The organism is Streptomyces sp. NBC_00988, from assembly GCF_045162645.1.
Classification (GTDB): domain Bacteria; phylum Actinomycetota; class Actinomycetes; order Streptomycetales; family Streptomycetaceae; genus Streptomyces.
The window spans coordinates 3,348,642-3,365,158 of sequence record NZ_CP108730.1 but is presented as its reverse complement, the minus strand read 5'-3'; the positions used below and the strand labels follow the sequence as shown (position 1 = coordinate 3,365,158).

Genomic DNA, 16,517 nt, shown 5'->3' with positions numbered 1-16,517 from the left:
GCGCGTCAACATCTTGTTAACGCGGCTTTGCGCGACCTAACGTCGTCGGACCGCCGTCCCTGGTGGGAGTTCAAAGGCGAACGTTAGGTGTTCCACTCATGCTGACCATCCTCGGCTTCACCATGATCGCGACCTTCCTGGTCCTGATCATGCTGAAGAAGATGTCGCCGATCGCGGCGCTCGTGCTGATACCCGCGCTGTTCTGCGTCTTCGTCGGAAAGGGCGCCAAGCTCGGCGACTACGTCATCGACGGCGTCACCAGCCTCGCGCCCACCGCGGCGATGCTCATGTTCGCGATCGTCTACTTCGGCGTGATGATCGACGTGGGTCTCTTCGACCCGATCGTGCGCGGGATCCTCAAGTTCTGCAAGGCGGATCCCCTGCGCATCGTCGTCGGTACGGCGGTCCTCGCCGCGATCGTCTCCCTGGACGGCGACGGCTCGACCACCTTCATGATCACGGTCTCGGCGATGTACCCGCTGTACAAACGCCTGAAGATGAGCCTCGTCGTGATGACGGGCGTCGCCGCGATGGCCAACGGTGTGATGAACACGCTCCCTTGGGGCGGCCCGACCGCCCGCGCCGCGACCGCCCTCAAGGTCAGCGCGAGCGACATCTTCGTCCCGATGATCCCGGCGCTCGCCGTGGGCATGCTGGCGGTCCTCGTCCTCTCGTACGTCCTCGGCCGCCGCGAGCGCAAGCGGCTCGGTGTCCTCACACTGGACGAGGTGCTCGTGGAGGAGCCGGAGACCGAGACGGTGCTCGTGGGGGCAGGCGGCGACGGCAACAAGCTCACCCGCACCGGCGGTTCGGGCTCCGGCACCGACGCGGACGCCGAACTCCCCGACGAGGACGAGGGGTTCCAGGGCCTCGACCCCAACCGCGCGACCCTGCGCCCCAAGCTCTACTGGTTCAACGCGCTGCTCACGGTCACCCTGCTCGTCGCCATGATCATGGAGTGGCTGCCGATCCCGGTCCTCTTCCTGCTCGGCGCCGCCCTCGCCCTGACCGTCAACTTCCCCCACATGCCCGACCAGAAGGCCCGCCTCGGCGCCCACGCCGAGAACGTCCTCAACGTCTCCGGCATGGTCTTCGCCGCCGCCGTCTTCACCGGCGTCCTCCAGGGCACCGGCATGGTCGACCACATGGCGACCTGGCTGGTCGGCAACATCCCCGACGGCATGGGCCCGCACATGGCCTTCGTCACCGGCGTGCTCAGCATCCCGCTCACGTACTTCATGTCGAACGACGGCTTCTACTTCGGCATCGTCCCGGTGCTCGCCGAGGCCGGCAACGCCCACGGCGTCTCGACCCTGGAGATCGCCCGCGCCTCGCTCGTCGGTCAACCGCTGCACATGTCCAGCCCGTTGGTGCCCGCCGTGTACGTCCTCGTCGGCATGGCCAAGGTCGAGTTCGGCGACCACACCAGGTTCGTCGTCAAGTGGGCCGCCCTGACATCGCTCGTCGTCCTCGGGGCAGGAATCCTCTTCGGCATCATCTGAACCGCATCGTCTGACCCGGCATCATCCGCCCCACGGGACAAGGGACTTCGTCATGACGCCCGGCAGGAACCGCGGCTGGCTGCTCCGCCTCGTCATCGCCTTCAGCTTCACGCAGGGGGCGGTGTCGATGGCCCGCCCCGCCGTCTCCTACCGGGCCCTCGCGCTCGGCGCCGACGAGCGGGCGATCGGCGTCATCGCGGGCGTGTACGCGCTGCTCCCGCTGTTCGCCGCCGTACCGCTCGGCCGCCGCACCGACCACGGCCGCTGCGCACCCCTGCTGCCGGTCGGCGTAGTCCTGATCTCCGGTGGCTGCGCGCTCAGCGGCCTCGCCAACTCCCTCTGGGCGATGGCGATGTGGAGCGGCGTGATGGGCCTGGGCCACCTCTGCTTCGTGATCGGCGCCCAGTCGCTGGTCGCCCGCCAGTCCGCCCCGCACGAACAGGACCGCAACTTCGGCCACTTCACCATCGGTGCCTCCCTCGGCCAGCTCATCGGCCCCATCGCCGCGGGCGCCCTGATCGGCGGCTCCGACATGGCCGGCACCAGCGCGCTCGCCCTGCTCGTCGCGGGCGCGGGCGCCGCCGTGTCGTTCACGTCGCTGTGGCGCATCGAGGACCGTACGACCGTCAAGTCCCGTACGGAGCAAGGCGACCGCGTGCCCATGCGCGGCATCCTGGGTGCCCGGGGCGTACCCGCGGGCATCTTCATCAGCCTCTCCGTGCTCTCCGCGACCGACATCCTCACCGCCTACCTCCCGGTGGTCGGCGAGCACCGGGGCATCGCGCCCTCCGTGATCGGCGTCCTGCTCAGCATCCGTGCGGCGGCCACCATCGCGTGCCGACTGGTCCTGACCCCGCTGCTCCAACTCCTCGGCAGGGCAGCCCTGTTGACCGCGACCTGCTTGCTGGCGGGCGTCCTGTGCGCGGGCATCGCCCTGCCGGTCCCCGTCTGGGCCATCGGCCTGATGCTCGCGGTCCTGGGCTTCTGCCTCGGAGTCGGCCAGCCCCTCTCCATGACGACGGTCGTCCAGGCCGCCCCCGACGACGCCCGCTCCACCGCCCTCGCCCTACGGCTGACCGGTAACCGCCTGGGCCAGGTCGCCGCACCCGCCGGCGCGGGTCTCGTCGCCGGAGTCGCGGGAGTGGCCGCGCCGTTCGTGATGCTCGGCGCGCTGCTGGTGCTGTCGGCGGGGGTCGCGCTGCGTTCACCGGGCCGATCGTCCGGGGGGCGTACGGCTTCCGGCGGGGTGCGGCGGGCCGGTCCGTCCTTGAGCCGGAAGGGCGACATCTAGCGATATCTGACGGTGCTTACGGCGCTGCGCGCACGTTCGCCGGGCCGGACGTGAAAAAGAATCAGGTTAAGGAGTAATTCGTACGATAATCACCTGATTCGGAGGGCTGTTCATGCCGACCTCATTCCTGCCCCGTAGAGCCGCCGCCTGGGCGGTTCTCGCCGCCGCGGCAACCGTCGTCTGCGGTGCGCCCGCCGCCGTCGCCGCCCCCGGTGACAACGGAGACGTCAAGATCCACGAGGTGGGCACGCCCTTCACCGACGAGCGCAACCAGCCCAAGGTCTGCGACTTCTACCTCGACGCGTTCAACTTCGACACGGTCCAAGAGGTCACCTGGTCCATCGAGACCCAGCCGTCGATCCCGGGCGGCGCGACCCGTTCCGGCTCCATCACACTCGCGACCGGCACCGGCCACACCATGCCCGTCGCGCAGCTGCCGAACGGCATGTACAAGCTGACCTGGAACTTCGTCGGCGAGAACGGCAACGGCAAGCACAAGGTCTTCCAGGTCGACTGCCCGTCGCCGCCGCCCGGCGGCAGCACTGGCGGCAGCACCGGTGGCGGTACCGGCGGTACCGGCGGAGGCACGGGCGGTCCCAACGGCGGTCCGCCCGCCGGTGGCGGAGGACTGGCCCGGGACGCGGCCCTGTCCCCGCTCGCGGGTGCCGCGGCGGTCGGCCTGACCGCGGTCGGCGGGGTGGTCTGGTTCCGGCTGCGCCGCCGTCCCCACGGCGCGTCCTGAGCGGATGCGATGAACTCCAGCACTGCTCCGCGCCCCACAGGGGCGCGGAGCGCTGACCCCACGCGCCCGCGCCACGGTCCGCGAGCGGCCACGGACGGTCGGCGGCCCGCCGGTCGCACCTCCCGCGAGGCGTCCGGCCGCACCACCACCCGCGTGGTGCGGCACCGCCCGCCCTGGTACCGGACGCGCGCCTACCGGCTCGCCCGGACCCTCGTGCTGGCCGTCGTGGTGATGGTCGGCGGTGCCCGGTGCGCCGGCGGCGCGGACACCTCCGACCCGGTCCGGGCGGCTCCGTCGGCCAAGAGCAGCTCCGGTCCGACCCGGGCGGCTCCGTCGGCCCCGGACAACCGTACGGACGCGCGCGGCGGTCAACAGCCGTCCCCCGCACGCCCCGTGGTTCCCCCCGGCCGCCCCGCACACCCTGTGGCCCGCCCCGCTCGCCCGGCACCCTCCCCCCGCCTCCTCCCGCACTCCCGCGCGATCACCCTCGCCATCCCCTACCTCGACGTCGACGCCCCGGTCATGCCCCTCCGGCTCGGCCACGACCGCCGGATGTCCGCGCCGCCGGACGACGACCCGAAGCGGGTGGGCTGGTACGCGGACGGGCCGTCCCCGGGCGAGCAGGGCACCGCCGTCGCCGTCGGCCACCTCGACACCATGACCGGTCCCGCCGTCTTCGCCGGCCTCGACGAACTGAAGCCCGGCCGCCTGATCGAGGTCCGGCGTGCCGACGGTCGGACCGCCGTCTACGCGGTCGACGCGGTGAAGACGTACGAGAAGGTGCACTTCCCCGACCGGGAGGTGTACGGGGCCCGGGGCCGCCCCGAGTTGCGGCTCATCACCTGCGGTGGCAGCTACGACCGCAGGACCGGCTACGCGGGCAACACCGTCGTCTTCGCGCATCTCACCGCGATCCGGGAGCGCGCCCGAACTGGCTGAAGATGACCGTCCGTTTTCTCACCACCCGGACCGACACGCCCGATCCCGTCCCGTCTCTTCCCCCGGGTGCGCACATTCCGTTAGCTTCCGTGACTCACAAGCCTCGTACGACCCGTACGAGGTGTCCGGACCGCGGAGCACCGTCGCCCAAGTGAGCCCCCGGGGGCACTCGTCATGACACGCGCCATCTCCCTGCACGACGTGAGCAAGGCCTACGCGCGAGGCGTCCGCGTGGTGGACCGGCTGTCTCTTGACATCGCGCCGGGGGAGTTCCTCGTCCTGCTCGGGCCGTCCGGGTGCGGCAAGTCGACCGTGCTGAGGATGATCGCCGGCCTGGAGCAGATCGACGAGGGCGAGTTGAGGCTCGACGGCGATTACGCCAACGAACTCGCCCCCTCCGAACGGGACATGGCGATGGTGTTCCAGAACTTCGCCCTCTACCCGAGCATGACCAGCCGCGACAACATCGGCTTCCCGCTGCGCATCGAGACCCCCGGCGAGGACCCGCGCGCCCGCGTCGACGCCACCGCCCGCATGCTCGGTATCGAAGACCTCCTGGAACGCTTCCCCAGCCAGCTCTCCGGCGGCGAACGCCAGCGCGTCGCCATGGGCCGGGCCATCGCCCGCCACCCCTCCGCGTTCCTCATGGACGAGCCCCTCTCCAACCTCGACGCCAAACTCCGCAACCACCTCCGCGCCGAAATCTCCTCCCTCACCCGCAAGTTGGGCGTCACCACGGTCTACGTCACCCACGACCAGGCCGAGGCCATGTCGCTCGGCGACCGCGTCGCCGTCCTGCGCGGCGGAGTCCTCCAGCAGGTCGGCACCCCGCGCTCGGTGTACGCCCTGCCCCGCAACGTCTTCGTCGCCGCGTTCATCGGCACCCCGCGCATCAACCTCCTACGCGGCCTGGTCCGGGCCCCGTTGGACGGCGCGATGACCATCAGCCTCGGCAAGCAGTACCTCCGGCTGCCCGAACCCCTGTGCCTGGACCACCAGTTGCTCCGCGTCCAGCAGGGCCGGGAGGTCATCGTCGGCCTGCGCTCCGAGGCCGTACGCATCGCCAAGCCCGCCGCCGCCCGCCCCGGTGAGGTGGCGATCAGCGGCCTGGTCGAGCACGTGGAGTTCCAGGGCCACGAGGTCCTCGTCCACTTCAACACCGGCTCCCGGCCCGCCGTCGTACCGGAGTTGGAGGCCCCGCGCACCGCCCGCCCGGTCCGCCGCCGCCGGCGCGAGGGCGGTGTCCTGGACCGGCTGCGGGAACGCGCGGGCGCACTGCGCGCCGGACCGGTGGTGGTCCTGGACCCCTCGGCGGCCCCGGAATCCGACCCCGTACCGCCGGAGGGACGCCTCCCCGGCGACCTCGTCGTCCGCACCACCCCCGACATCGAACTCCGGCACGGCATGCACGTCCCGCTCCTCGTCGACATCGCCCACCTGTTCGTCTTCGACCAGCACGGCGAACGGATCTCCCCGGCTCCGGCGCGGCTGCCCGACCTGGAGGAGTGACGCCCGGTACGGATAGGTGCATGAACCCGTACTTCGCCCGAAACCGGGCAGCCCTCGCGACCGCCGGCCTCCTCCTGGCGGCCGCGGCCCCCACCGCCTACGCCGGCCTGGACACAGAGACCGACCCCGCGCCGACGCGCGGAACGCCGTACGTCGAGACGCAGCTCTTCTTCGGTACCGAGCGGCCGGACGGTGGACCGGCCGTCACCGACCGGCAGTTCATGGCCTTCGTCGACAAGGAGGTCACGCCCGACTTCCCGGACGGGCTGACCGTGCAGGACGGGCGCGGGCAGTGGCGGGACGCGAACGGGAAGATCGAGAAGGAGCGGTCGTACGAGCTGATCCTGCTGTATCCCGTGAAGGCGGCCGGTGCGAACGACCGGAAGATCGAGGAGGTCCGGCGGGCCTACGAGAAGGCCTTCGGGCAGGAGGCGGTGGCCCGGGTGGACGACCGGACGCGGGTCGATTTCTGAGGTGCCCGCCCCCCGGCTTCTGCGGTCTCCAAGGGTCCGTGACCCGGGGTCTCTGGCGCCGGAAAACTAACATCGCTAGTTTGTGGGGCGGACGACGACGTCACGCCCGGGAGGCAGCACGATGAAGGCACACGACGGTATGTACATCGACGGCGCCTGGCGCCCCGCCGCGAGCGGGGAGACCATCGACGTGGTGAACCCGGTCGACGAGCAGGTGATCGACCGCGTCCCGGCCGGTACCGCCGCCGACGTCGACGCCGCCGTACGGGCCGCCCGTGCCGCCCTCCCGGGCTGGGCCGCGACCCCGCCCGCCGAACGGGCGGCCCAACTCGCCGCACTGCGGGACGTGTTGGTGACCCGCAAGGACGAGATCGCCGAGACGGTCACCGCCGAACTCGGCTCACCGCTCGCCTTCTCGCAGGCCGTCCACGCGAGCGTGCCGATCGCGGTCGCGGGCTCCTACGCCGAACTCGCCGCGACCCACGCCTTCGAGGAGAAGGTCGGCAACTCGACGGTCTACCAGGAACCGATCGGCGTGGTCGGTGCGATCACCCCCTGGAACTACCCCCTCCACCAGATCGTCGCCAAGGTCGCCCCCGCCCTCGCGGCAGGCTGCACAGTGGTGCTCAAGCCCGCCGAAGACACGCCGCTCACCGCCCAGTTGTTCGCCGAGGCGGTCGACGAGGCGGGCATCCCGGCCGGTGTCTTCAACCTGGTGACGGGGCTGGGTCCGGTGGCCGGCCAGGCCCTTGCCGAGCACCCGGGCGTCGACCTGGTCTCCTTCACCGGCTCGACGGCGGTGGGCCGCCAGATCGGCGCGACGGCGGGTGCCGCGGTGAAGAAGGTCGCCCTCGAACTCGGCGGCAAGTCCGCCAACGTCATCCTCCCGAGCGCCGACCTCGCCAAGGCGGTCAACGTCGGCGTCGCCAACGTGATGTCCAACTCCGGCCAGACGTGCAGCGCTTGGACCCGCATGCTGGTCCACCGCGACCAGTACGACGAGGCGGTGGAGCTGGCCGCGACGGCCGCCGCCAAGTACGGCGCCCGCATCGGCCCGGTCGTGAACGCCAAACAGCAGGCGAGGGTGCGCGGTTACATCGAGAAGGGTGTCGCGGAGGGCGCGCGACTGGTGGCGGGCGGCCCCGAATCCCCGTCCGAGCAGGGCTACTTCATCAGCCCGACCGTCTTCGCCGACGTCACCCCCGACATGACGATCGCGCAGGAGGAGATCTTCGGCCCGGTCCTCTCGATCCTCCGCTACGACGACGAGGACGACGCCGTGCGCATCGCCAACGGCACGGTCTACGGCCTCGCGGGCGCGGTGTGGGCCGGTGACGAGGCCGAAGCGGTCGCGTTCGCACGGAGGTTGGAGACCGGGCAAGTGGATATCAACGGCGGGCGGTTCAACCCCCGTGCCCCGTTCGGGGGTTACAAGCAGTCGGGCGTGGGCCGGGAACTGGGCGCGCACGGGCTGTCCGAGTACCTGCAGACCAAGTCCCTTCAGTTCTAGCCCCGTCAGGAGGCCTCACATGGTCCGCGCCGCCGTACTGCCCGCCGTGGGCGCTCCGTTGGAGATCGCCGAGATCGACCTCCCGGACCCAGGCCCCGGCCAGGTCCGCATCCGCCTCGCCGCCGCCGGGGTCTGCCACTCCGACCTGTCCCTCTCCAACGGCACGATGCGGGTGCCGGTCCCGGCCGTGCTGGGCCACGAGGGCGCGGGCACGGTCGTAGCCGTGGGGGAGGGCGTCACCCACGTCTCACCGGGCGCCCCGGTCATCCTCAACTGGGCCCCGTCCTGCGGTACTTGCCACGCCTGCACCCTCGGCGAGGTCTGGCTCTGCGCAAACGCCCTCAACGGCGCCGCCGATGTCTACGCCCACCGCACCTCGGACGGCAGCGACCTCCACCCCGGCCTGAACGTGGCCGCGTTCGCCGAGGAGACGGTCGTATCGGCGTCCTGCGTCCTGCCGCTCCCGGACGGCATCCCGCTGACGGACGCGGCCCTCCTCGGCTGCGCGGTCCTCACCGGCTACGGCGCGATCCACCACTCGGCGCGGGTACGGGAGGGCGAGACGGTAGCGGTCTTCGGTGTCGGAGGAGTAGGTCTGTCGACCCTCCAGTCGGCCCGGATCGCGGGCGCCACGACGATCGTCGCCGTCGATGTCTCCCCGGAGAAGGAGGAGTTGGCCCGCGCGGCCGGGGCGACGGACTACGTGGTCGCCTCCGAGAACACGGCCCGGGAGATCCGTGCCCTCACCGGAAAGCAGGGCGTGGACGTCGCCGTGGAGTGCGTGGGCCGGGCGGTCACCATCCGCACCGCCTGGGAGTCCACCCGCCGCGGTGGCCGCACCACGGTCGTCGGCATCGGCGGCAAGGACCAGCAGGTCACCTTCAACGCCCTCGAACTCTTCCACTGGGGCCGGACGTTGAGCGGCTGCGTCTACGGCAACTCCGACCCGGCGAAGGACGTTCCGGTGCTCGCCGAACACGTCCGCGCGGGACGCCTGGACCTGGGAGCGCTGGTGACGGAGCGGATCGCGCTGGAGGGGATCCCGGCGGCGTTCGAGAACATGGTGGCGGGGAAGGGCGGACGGGCGCTGGTGATGTTCTGAACGGCCCTGTCCGCGGCACCGGCGGTTCAGGCTCAACGCCCTTGCTTACGGCACCTGTTCGGGCTGCGGCTCTTCCGTGGCCGCAGCCTGCTTCGCCCTCGCCCTCGCGCCCGGCCGGGACCTCGACACCGCCACGCCCGCCAGGCACAGCACGCCACCCGCCAGCGTGAGCAACCCCGGTACCTCACCCAGCGCCAGCCACGACATCAGGACGACCAGCGCGGGCACCGCGTACGTGGTCGCGCCCATCTTGCTGGCGGTCGTCCGGGCGAGGGCGTACGCCCAGGTGGTGAAGGCGAGGGCGGTCGGGAAGATGCCCAGGTAGACCATGTTGAGGGTGGCGGAGACAGGCGCGTCGCCGGCCTGCTCGACGAGCTGCCCGGCGAACGGCAGGCACATCACCGCTCCGACGAGACACCCGAACGTCGTCACCTGGAGCGCGCTCGCCCTCGCCAGGGCTGGCTTCTGGGCGACGACCCCACCGGCGTACGCGACCGCCGCGAGCAGACACAGCACCACACCGAGCACCGACGAACCGCCGTCCCCCGACATCGAAAGACCCACGGTCACCGCACCCGCGAACGACACCGCCATCCCCGCGAGCAGCCGCGGCGGCATCGCGTCACCGAGCAGCCGGGAGCCGAGCAGGGCGATGAGGATCGGCCCGATGTTCACGACGAGGGCGGCGGTACCGGCGTCGACCTGCTGCTCGCCCCAGTTCAGGACGACCATGTAGAACCCGAACCACAGCACGCCCGAGATCGCGATCCCCCGCCAGGCGGACCGCGGCGGCACCCCTTCCCGCCGTACGAGAGAGAGCACACCCAGCGCCAGCGCCCCGCTCGCCAGCCGCCCCAACGCCAGCGCGCCCGGCGAGTAGGCGGACCCCGCGCTCCGGATGGACACGAACGCGGAGGCCCACAGCACGACGGTGACGACAGCGGCCGCGGCGGCTGCCCGTTCGGTACGGAGGAGGGATTGCGTCATGCGTCCGAGGTTAGGCGGCGACAGGACCGCACCGCTGGCGGAAATCGGACGCGATCGTCGAGGGGAGCGGACGTGACCGTCGGGGGAAGTGTGTGGTGCCTATGAGGTCCATTTTTTTGCCTATGAGGCTTGACGGCGGACCCGGCCGACGGGCAGAGTCCGAAACGCACGCCGCCACGCGCCGCCATGCACCGCCACGTACCGACAGGTGAGGACGGGTCCGATGAGCCACCACTCCGTACCGAAGCAAGTGCATCGCCTGTGGTCGACCGAGCACGAGCCCGTGCTGGAGGTGGAGGACGGCGACACGGTGTCCTTCGAGCTCACCGAGGCCACGGACGGACAGTTCGACCCGACGTCGACAGTCGAGGCGGTCGCGGGATTCGACTGGGACAGGGTCTATCCACTGGCCGGACCCGTCATGGTCAAGGACGCCGAACCGGGCGACGTCCTGGAGGTGGAGTTCCTGGAACTGAGGTCGGTCGACTGGGGCTGGACGGCCGTACTCCCCGGACTCGGCCTGCTCAGCGAGGACTTCCCCGACGCACACCTCCACCTGTGGGATCTGACCACCGGAGGCACGGCCAACTTCCTCGACGTGGCCGACATCCCAATCCGCCCCTTCTGCGGGGTAGTTGGGGTCTGCCCCGACGTCACCGAACCCCAAAGCGTGCTGCCCCCGGGCCACTTCGGCGGCAACGTCGACTGCAAGGACCTGGTCGTCGGCACCAAGCTCTACCTCCCGGTCCAGGTCCCCGGCGCCCGCCTCAGCCTCGGCGACCCCCACGCGGCCCAGGGCGACGGCGAGTTGTGCGTCAGCGCGATCGAGGCGTCCCTGTCGGGCGCGGCCCGCATCCGCCTGCACAAGGACCGACGAATACCGGCCCCCCAATTCGAGACGACGGGCCCCCTCCGCCCGGACACCGACCGAGCCGGCCACTACGCCACGATGGGCGTGGCCCCCGACCTCATGCGAGCCGCCCAGGATGCGACCCGAGCCATGATCGACCACCTGGGCACCCGCTACGGCCTCGCCCCGATCGACGCCTACGTCCTGTGCAGCGTCGCCGTAGACCTGCGGATCACAGAGGTGGTGGACGCCCCCAACTGGATAGTCACGGCCCACCTACCAAAGGCGATACTCCGGCCCCTTTGAAGCACGGGAGGCGCTGTTCCCCCAGGGGCGCGGGGCTGTGTCTATTTGCGGCTCCGCCGCGTGGGCGCGCCCAGCCACAACGCACCCGCACTCGACACACAACGGAACCTAACTGGCCCGCCGCATCTCCTCGAACTGCCCAGCCAACCCGTCCAGCAACGCGGCAAGCCCCACCTCAAAAGCCCGCTCATCCACCTTCTCCTGCTGCTCCGCAAGAAGATGCGCCTGCCCAAGATGCGGATAGTCGGCAGGGTCATACGCACTCTCGTCGTCCACGAACCCCCCAGCGAACGACCCCAACGCGGACCCCATGATGAAGTACCGCATCAACGCCCCGATGGACGTGGCCTGCGCCGCAGGCCATCCCGCATCGACCATGGCGCCGTAGACCGCATCCGCAAGCCGCAACCCCGCCGGCCGCCGCCCGGGTCCCGTCGCGAGCACAGGCACGATGTTCGGGTGATCGCGCAAGGCGGACCGATACGACACCGCCCAGTCATGCAGCGCCGTACGCCAGTCCCGCCCGTCCTCGAACATCGACAGATCGACCTGCGCGCTCACCGAGTCGGCGACCGCCTCCAGAATCTGGTCCTTCGTACGGAAGTGGTTGTACAGCGAGGGCCCACTCACCCCCAACTCCGCGGCGAGCCGACGCGTGGAGACCGCCGCCAACCCCTCCGCGTCCACCAGTACACGCGCCGTCCCGACGATCCGGTCGGTGCTGAGGAGGGGCTTGCGCGGTCGGGCCATGGCGCACATAGTAGGGCTGCGAGAGTCAAACTAGCAGTGCTAATTTAAATGTGCAGCAGTCGATGTACGGCCTTCCACTTGGGGTGACGCGCAATGAACCTGGAGCTCAGCGAGGAGCAGGAGGCCGTACGGCGGCTCGCCAAGGACTTCGTGGACCGCGAGATCGCCCCGCACGTGATCGCCTGGGACCGTGCCGAGGAGGTCGACCGCTCGATCGTCAAGAAGCTCGGCGGCGTCGGCTTCCTTGGCCTGACGATCGACGAGGAGTACGGCGGCTCGGGCGGCGACCATCTCGCGTACTGCCTCGTCACCGAGGAACTCGGACGCGGCGACTCCTCCGTGCGCGGGATCGTCTCCGTGTCGCTGGGTCTGGTCGCCAAGTCGATCGCGGCCTGGGGCGACGAGGAGCAGAAACGGCACTGGCTGCCCGGGCTCACCTCCGGCGAGTACGTCGGCTGCTTCGGCCTCACCGAACCCGGCACCGGTTCCGACGCCGGCAACCTCACCACCCGCGCGGTCCGTGACGGCGACGACTACGTCATCAACGGCACCAAGATGTTCATCACGAACGGCAGTTGGGCCGACGTCGTACTCCTCTTCGCGCGTTCGACCGACGCCCCGGGCCACAAGGGCGTCTCCGCCTTCCTCGTGCCGACCGACAGCCCCGGCCTGACCCGCCGCACCATCCACGGCAAGCTCGGCCTGCGCGGCCAGGCCACCGCCGAACTCGTCCTCGAAGACGTCCGTGTCCCCGCCTCGACGATGCTCGGCCCCGAGGGCAAGGGCTTCTCGGTCGCCATGGCGGCGCTGGCGAAGGGCCGGATGTCGGTCGCGGCGGGCTGCGTCGGCATCGCCCAGGCCGCGCTGGACGTGGCGGTCCGCTACGCCGGTGAGCGCGAGCAGTTCGGCAAGCCCATCGCGCAGCACCAGCTCGTCCAGGAACTGATCAGCGACATCGCCGTCGACGTGGACGCGGCCCGCCTGCTGACCTGGCGGGTCGCCGACCTGATCGACCGGGGCCTGCCCTTCGCCACCGAGTCCTCCAAGGCCAAGCTCTTCGCCTCGGAGGCGGCCGTCCGTGCCGCCAACAACGCGCTCCAGGTCTTCGGCGGCTACGGCTACATCGACGAGTACCCGGCCGGAAAACTGCTGCGCGACGCCCGCGTGATGACCCTCTACGAGGGCACCAGCCAGATCCAGAAACTGCTCATCGGGCGCGCGCTGACGGGCGTTTCGGCGTTCTGAGTACGTGAGTTGAGTATCCGAGCGGATGTCGTACGGGCCGTATCCGCCGATGCTGTCCCCATGAGCGAAGCATCGGGCAAACCGCAGAACACGGCCGCCTTCTACGGCCAGGCCGTCGCCTCCTTCTCCGTCGCCATCGCGGCGACCGCCATCGGCATCTTCAAGCTGCACGCCGATGCCTGGGTACGGGCCTTCCTCGCGATCGCCGTCCTGTACCTGGTCACCTCCTCCTTCACGCTCGCCAAGGTGATCCGGGACCGACAGGACGCGGCGCGCACCACCTACAACTCGTTCGAAAAGCTCTGAGCGGGGAGACTAAGCGCTCGCTCAGGTTCGGCGGTATGGTGGAACCCTTGTCATCGAGCGGCATCGAGAGGGGTTCACGAGCGATGAGTACGGCGGAGGAGACCACCGCGGGCGACCCGCAGGCCTGGGCGGAGGTCACGCCCGACGCGGCCCGGCGACTGCTGATCGCCGCCGTGGAGGCCTTCGCCGAGCGCGGCTACCACGCGACGACCACCCGGGACATCGCGGGCCGCGCCGGGATGAGCCCGGCCGCGCTCTACATCCACTACAAGACCAAGGAAGAGCTGCTCCACCGCATCAGCAGGATCGGCCACGAGAAGGCCCTCGAAATCCTGCGTACGGCGGCGGGGCGCGAGGGCACCGCCGCCGAGCGGCTCGCCGACGCCGTGAGCTCCTTCGTGCGCTGGCACGCGGGCGGGCGCACCACCGCGCGGGTCGTGCAGTACGAACTCGACTCGCTCGGCCCGGACGCCCGCGCCGAGATCCTCGCGCTGCGCCGGAAGGTTGACGCCGAGGTGCGCGGGATCGTCGAGGACGGGGTGGCGGACGGCTCCTTCGACGTGCCGGACGTGAAGGGCACGACCCTCGCGATCCTGTCGCTGTGCATCGACGTGGCCCGCTGGTTCAGCCTCGACGGCCCCCGGACGCCCGACGAGGTCGGCGCGCTCTACGCCGACCTCGTGCTGCGGATGGTGGGGTCCAAGTAGCCGCCCTGCCAAGGGTGTTGGTCAGAGGTAGTAGCGGGACACCGACTCGGCCACGCACACCGGCTTGTCGCCGCCCTCGCGCTCCACGGTGAACGCGACGGTCACCTGGACGCCGCCCGGTACGTCGTCGACGCCGGTGACCTTCGCGGTGGCGCGCAGCCGGGAGTCGACCGGTACTGGGGCGGGGAAACGGACCTTGTTCGTCCCGTAGTTGACGCCCATCTTGACGCCCTCGACCTTGATCAGCTGCGGTCCGAAGAGCGGGAGCAGCGACAGGGTGAGGTAGCCGTGCGCGATGGTCGTCTTGAAGGGCCCGGCCGCCGCCTTCTCCGGGTCCACGTGGATCCACTGGTGGTCGCCCGTCGCCTCCGCGAACAGATCGATCCGCTTCTGGTCGACCTCCAGCCAGTCGGTGTGCCCCAACTGCTCACCGACCGCCGCCCGCAGGTCGTCGACGGAGGTGAAGATCCTCGGCTCTGCCATGTCCTGTCCCGGCCTCTCACGTCATCCAGCGATTGTCATCACATGCCTAAGCAACTGCTTAGCATGGTCGGATGCGGGGCGGCTGTCAACGGACCACGGGTGTGACGCGATGGGTAGGCTCTGACAGGTGCCTCAGATCCCCGAGAAGATCCACGAGCTGACGGTCGGCCAACTCGCCGCACGCAGCGGAGCCGCCGTCTCCGCCCTGCACTTCTACGAGGCCAAGGGCCTGATCAGCAGCAGCCGCACCACGGGCAACCAGCGCCGGTACACCCGTGACACCCTGCGCCGGGTCGCCTTCGTGCGGGCCGCGCAGCGCGTCGGCATCCCGCTGGCCACCATCCGCGAGGCGCTCGCCGAACTCCCCGAGGAGCGCACCCCGACCCGCGAGGACTGGGCCCGCCTCTCCGAGGCCTGGCGCTCCGAACTCGACGAGCGCATCAAGCAGCTCAACCGCCTCCGCGACCACCTCACCGACTGCATCGGCTGCGGCTGCCTGTCCCTGTCGGCCTGCGTCCTGTCCAACCCGGACGACGTGGTCGGCGAACGGGGCGCGGGTTCACGGCTGATGACGGAACCGGGGGACCGCCGAAAAGCCCGCGTCCCTCGGGACCGGGGACCGGATCCCGAGGGACGCGACTGAGGACGGCGCTCACTCGTACTCGGTGCCGCCCTTCCGCGTCAGATACGCCGGGCTGACGGCCTTGGCGATCGCCCGTCCACCGGTCACCGCGCTGTACCGCTCCGCCGCCGGACGGATCACGACCCCCTCGCGCAGGTGCAGCCCGCTCCCGGACACGGTCTCCCGCCCGCTCGCGACCTCCAGCACCCGCTCGATGTCGTACGGCCCCTCGTGCAGCCGGGGCACCAACGGCAGCTCCCCGTCGAGGAGTTGGGCCAGTTCACCCGCGTCCAGCCACCGGACGACACCGTCGATCTCGGCGGACACGTCGAACACGGCGTACCCGAGCGTCTCGCGTCGCCCGTCGGCGCCGTAGGTCAGGTCCTGTACGCCCGCGCCGTAGACCTCGCCGAAGATCCCGACCCGGCGCGCGCCCAGTCGCTCGGCGAGTCGGGCGGCGGCCTCGGGGACGCCGTGACCGCGGACGGCTCGCCAGTACAGGTTGCGTGGATCCTCTTTCAGGGCAAGGGACTTGGCGCCGAAGCCCTTCGAGGAGACCTGTACGCGGCCTCCCTCCTCCTCCGTGAAATAGGTCAACAGGCAGGCGGAGCCGTGCAGTTTCTCGGTCAGGACCACAGCCTCGCCCGGTTCGAATATCCCGGGAAACCGCTGGATGTTCTCGATGTCGACCCACGGCAGCAGATCGGGCGCGTGCTCGACTTCGCCGTCCATCGTGGGCGGGATCGGCGGCACCCACTTGACGATGCCGAGCCGCTCCGCGAAGTCGGTGCCGTCCAGGGCTGCTTGAGCCAGGTCGACGTCCGCGAGGGCCTCCGGCCGGCACACGATGCCCTGCGACAGCTCACCCCGCAGCCGCACCGCCCTGACCCGGTCCGCGTTGCTCCCCGCGAGGCGCCCGGTGAGCCCCAACTCCTCGATCAGGTCGGCCGGGAGCACGGCCTGCTCGGGGATGTAGACGGCGGTCTCACCGGTGCGGAACGCGCCCTTGGCGACAACGGCTCGATACAGCCCGACCTGGGCCAGTTCGAGGGCGTCGGCGTTCGGGTGTTCATGGACGGTCAGCACTTCGGCGGTGACGCGCAGCGTCGACATCGGGACTCCTCTGGTTCCTCAACGGTGTTTCATCGCCCTCAACTGTCCAGATCGGAAAGGGGTGGAGCGACCGATTATGC

The 16,517-nt window shown here is 70.5% G+C and carries 17 protein-coding genes; 13 read left to right on the top strand and 4 right to left on the bottom strand.

The window, feature by feature from the left end; genetic code table 11:
• Positions 1–98 precede the first annotated feature (98 nt).
• The 8 genes from OG496_RS15275 to OG496_RS15240 all read left to right on the top strand — a co-directional run bounded on the left by OG496_RS15275 (position 99) and on the right by OG496_RS15240 (position 9,068).
• Complete coding sequence (locus OG496_RS15275; RefSeq protein ID WP_405971235.1) at positions 99–1,502, top strand: CitMHS family transporter; 1,404 nt, start codon at positions 99–101, stop codon at positions 1,500–1,502.
• A 52-nt stretch (positions 1,503–1,554) separates the two neighbouring features.
• Positions 1,555–2,793, top strand: a complete 1,239-nt coding sequence (locus OG496_RS15270) for an MFS transporter (RefSeq protein ID WP_405971234.1) — start codon at positions 1,555–1,557, stop codon at positions 2,791–2,793.
• Between the two features lie 112 nt (positions 2,794–2,905).
• Positions 2,906–3,535: a hypothetical protein gene (locus OG496_RS15265; protein WP_399396951.1), complete on the top strand. Its 630-nt coding sequence runs from the start codon at positions 2,906–2,908 to the stop codon at positions 3,533–3,535.
• Between the two features lie 153 nt (positions 3,536–3,688).
• A complete protein-coding gene (locus OG496_RS15260; protein ID WP_405971233.1) occupies positions 3,689–4,474 on the top strand; it encodes a class F sortase in 786 nt (261 codons plus the stop codon).
• A 174-nt stretch (positions 4,475–4,648) separates the two neighbouring features.
• Complete coding sequence (locus OG496_RS15255) at positions 4,649–5,983, top strand: ABC transporter ATP-binding protein (RefSeq protein WP_405971232.1); 1,335 nt, start codon at positions 4,649–4,651, stop codon at positions 5,981–5,983.
• A 20-nt stretch (positions 5,984–6,003) separates the two neighbouring features.
• On the top strand, positions 6,004–6,456 hold the full coding sequence (locus OG496_RS15250; protein ID WP_405971231.1) for a DUF3574 domain-containing protein: 453 nt from the start codon (positions 6,004–6,006) through the stop codon (positions 6,454–6,456).
• Between the two features lie 121 nt (positions 6,457–6,577).
• On the top strand, positions 6,578–7,966 hold the full coding sequence (locus OG496_RS15245; protein ID WP_405971230.1) for an aldehyde dehydrogenase family protein: 1,389 nt from the start codon (positions 6,578–6,580) through the stop codon (positions 7,964–7,966).
• Between the two features lie 19 nt (positions 7,967–7,985).
• Positions 7,986–9,068, top strand: a complete 1,083-nt coding sequence (locus OG496_RS15240) for a Zn-dependent alcohol dehydrogenase (protein ID WP_405971229.1) — start codon at positions 7,986–7,988, stop codon at positions 9,066–9,068.
• 45 nt (positions 9,069–9,113) lie between these two features.
• Here the strand turns inward: OG496_RS15240 and OG496_RS15235 are convergent, their stop codons facing one another.
• Positions 9,114–10,055, bottom strand: a complete 942-nt coding sequence (locus tag OG496_RS15235) for a DMT family transporter (protein WP_405971228.1) — start codon at positions 10,053–10,055, stop codon at positions 9,114–9,116.
• A gap of 223 nt (positions 10,056–10,278) precedes the next feature.
• Here OG496_RS15235 and OG496_RS15230 point away from each other — a divergent pair, with 223 nt between their 5' ends.
• The gene (locus OG496_RS15230; protein WP_405971227.1) at positions 10,279–11,211 is read left to right on the top strand and encodes an acetamidase/formamidase family protein; all 933 of its coding nucleotides are present in this window, start codon (positions 10,279–10,281) and stop codon (positions 11,209–11,211) included.
• A 108-nt stretch (positions 11,212–11,319) separates the two neighbouring features.
• On the opposite strand, the gene OG496_RS15225 is transcribed toward OG496_RS15230, so the two are convergent.
• Positions 11,320–11,961: a TetR/AcrR family transcriptional regulator gene (locus tag OG496_RS15225; RefSeq protein ID WP_405971226.1), complete on the bottom strand. Its 642-nt coding sequence runs from the start codon at positions 11,959–11,961 to the stop codon at positions 11,320–11,322.
• A gap of 93 nt (positions 11,962–12,054) precedes the next feature.
• On the opposite strand from OG496_RS15225, the gene OG496_RS15220 reads away from it, so the two are divergent.
• From OG496_RS15220 to OG496_RS15210, 3 genes are all read left to right on the top strand, one after another.
• Positions 12,055–13,206: an acyl-CoA dehydrogenase family protein gene (locus OG496_RS15220; RefSeq protein ID WP_405971225.1), complete on the top strand. Its 1,152-nt coding sequence runs from the start codon at positions 12,055–12,057 to the stop codon at positions 13,204–13,206.
• A 60-nt stretch (positions 13,207–13,266) separates the two neighbouring features.
• The gene (locus tag OG496_RS15215; RefSeq protein ID WP_405971224.1) at positions 13,267–13,512 is read left to right on the top strand and encodes a YiaA/YiaB family inner membrane protein; all 246 of its coding nucleotides are present in this window, start codon (positions 13,267–13,269) and stop codon (positions 13,510–13,512) included.
• Between the two features lie 83 nt (positions 13,513–13,595).
• The gene (locus OG496_RS15210) at positions 13,596–14,219 is read left to right on the top strand and encodes a TetR/AcrR family transcriptional regulator (RefSeq protein WP_366497907.1); all 624 of its coding nucleotides are present in this window, start codon (positions 13,596–13,598) and stop codon (positions 14,217–14,219) included.
• 21 nt (positions 14,220–14,240) lie between these two features.
• Here OG496_RS15210 and OG496_RS15205 read toward each other — a convergent pair whose 3' ends face one another.
• Positions 14,241–14,702 carry a MaoC family dehydratase gene (locus OG496_RS15205; RefSeq protein WP_405971223.1) on the bottom strand — a complete coding sequence of 154 codons (462 nt, stop codon included), beginning with the start codon at positions 14,700–14,702 and terminating at the stop codon, positions 14,241–14,243.
• A gap of 127 nt (positions 14,703–14,829) precedes the next feature.
• Between OG496_RS15205 and soxR the strand changes: the two genes are divergently transcribed.
• Entirely contained in the window at positions 14,830–15,345 is a 516-nt protein-coding gene (soxR, locus tag OG496_RS15200; RefSeq protein WP_405971222.1) for a redox-sensitive transcriptional activator SoxR, read from the top strand.
• 9 nt (positions 15,346–15,354) lie between these two features.
• Here soxR and OG496_RS15195 read toward each other — a convergent pair whose 3' ends face one another.
• Positions 15,355–16,437, bottom strand: a complete 1,083-nt coding sequence (locus OG496_RS15195; protein WP_405971221.1) for an RNA ligase (ATP) — start codon at positions 16,435–16,437, stop codon at positions 15,355–15,357.
• Positions 16,438–16,517: the final 80 nt, after the last annotated feature.

Coding starts and splice junctions, on each gene's coding strand:
- OG496_RS15275 (WP_405971235.1), top strand. CDS start 99: ATGCTGACCATCCTCGGCTTCACCATGATCGCGACCTTCCTGGTCCTG.
- OG496_RS15270 (WP_405971234.1), top strand. CDS start 1,555: ATGACGCCCGGCAGGAACCGCGGCTGGCTGCTCCGCCTCGTCATCGCC.
- OG496_RS15265 (WP_399396951.1), top strand. CDS start 2,906: ATGCCGACCTCATTCCTGCCCCGTAGAGCCGCCGCCTGGGCGGTTCTC.
- OG496_RS15255 (WP_405971232.1), top strand. CDS start 4,649: ATGACACGCGCCATCTCCCTGCACGACGTGAGCAAGGCCTACGCGCGA.
- OG496_RS15250 (WP_405971231.1), top strand. CDS start 6,004: ATGAACCCGTACTTCGCCCGAAACCGGGCAGCCCTCGCGACCGCCGGC.
- OG496_RS15245 (WP_405971230.1), top strand. CDS start 6,578: ATGAAGGCACACGACGGTATGTACATCGACGGCGCCTGGCGCCCCGCC.
- OG496_RS15240 (WP_405971229.1), top strand. CDS start 7,986: ATGGTCCGCGCCGCCGTACTGCCCGCCGTGGGCGCTCCGTTGGAGATC.
- OG496_RS15235 (WP_405971228.1), bottom strand. CDS start 10,055: ATGACGCAATCCCTCCTCCGTACCGAACGGGCAGCCGCCGCGGCCGCT.
- OG496_RS15230 (WP_405971227.1), top strand. CDS start 10,279: ATGAGCCACCACTCCGTACCGAAGCAAGTGCATCGCCTGTGGTCGACC.
- OG496_RS15225 (WP_405971226.1), bottom strand. CDS start 11,961: ATGGCCCGACCGCGCAAGCCCCTCCTCAGCACCGACCGGATCGTCGGG.
- OG496_RS15220 (WP_405971225.1), top strand. CDS start 12,055: ATGAACCTGGAGCTCAGCGAGGAGCAGGAGGCCGTACGGCGGCTCGCC.
- OG496_RS15215 (WP_405971224.1), top strand. CDS start 13,267: ATGAGCGAAGCATCGGGCAAACCGCAGAACACGGCCGCCTTCTACGGC.
- OG496_RS15210 (WP_366497907.1), top strand. CDS start 13,596: ATGAGTACGGCGGAGGAGACCACCGCGGGCGACCCGCAGGCCTGGGCG.
- OG496_RS15205 (WP_405971223.1), bottom strand. CDS start 14,702: ATGGCAGAGCCGAGGATCTTCACCTCCGTCGACGACCTGCGGGCGGCG.
- OG496_RS15195 (WP_405971221.1), bottom strand. CDS start 16,437: ATGTCGACGCTGCGCGTCACCGCCGAAGTGCTGACCGTCCATGAACAC.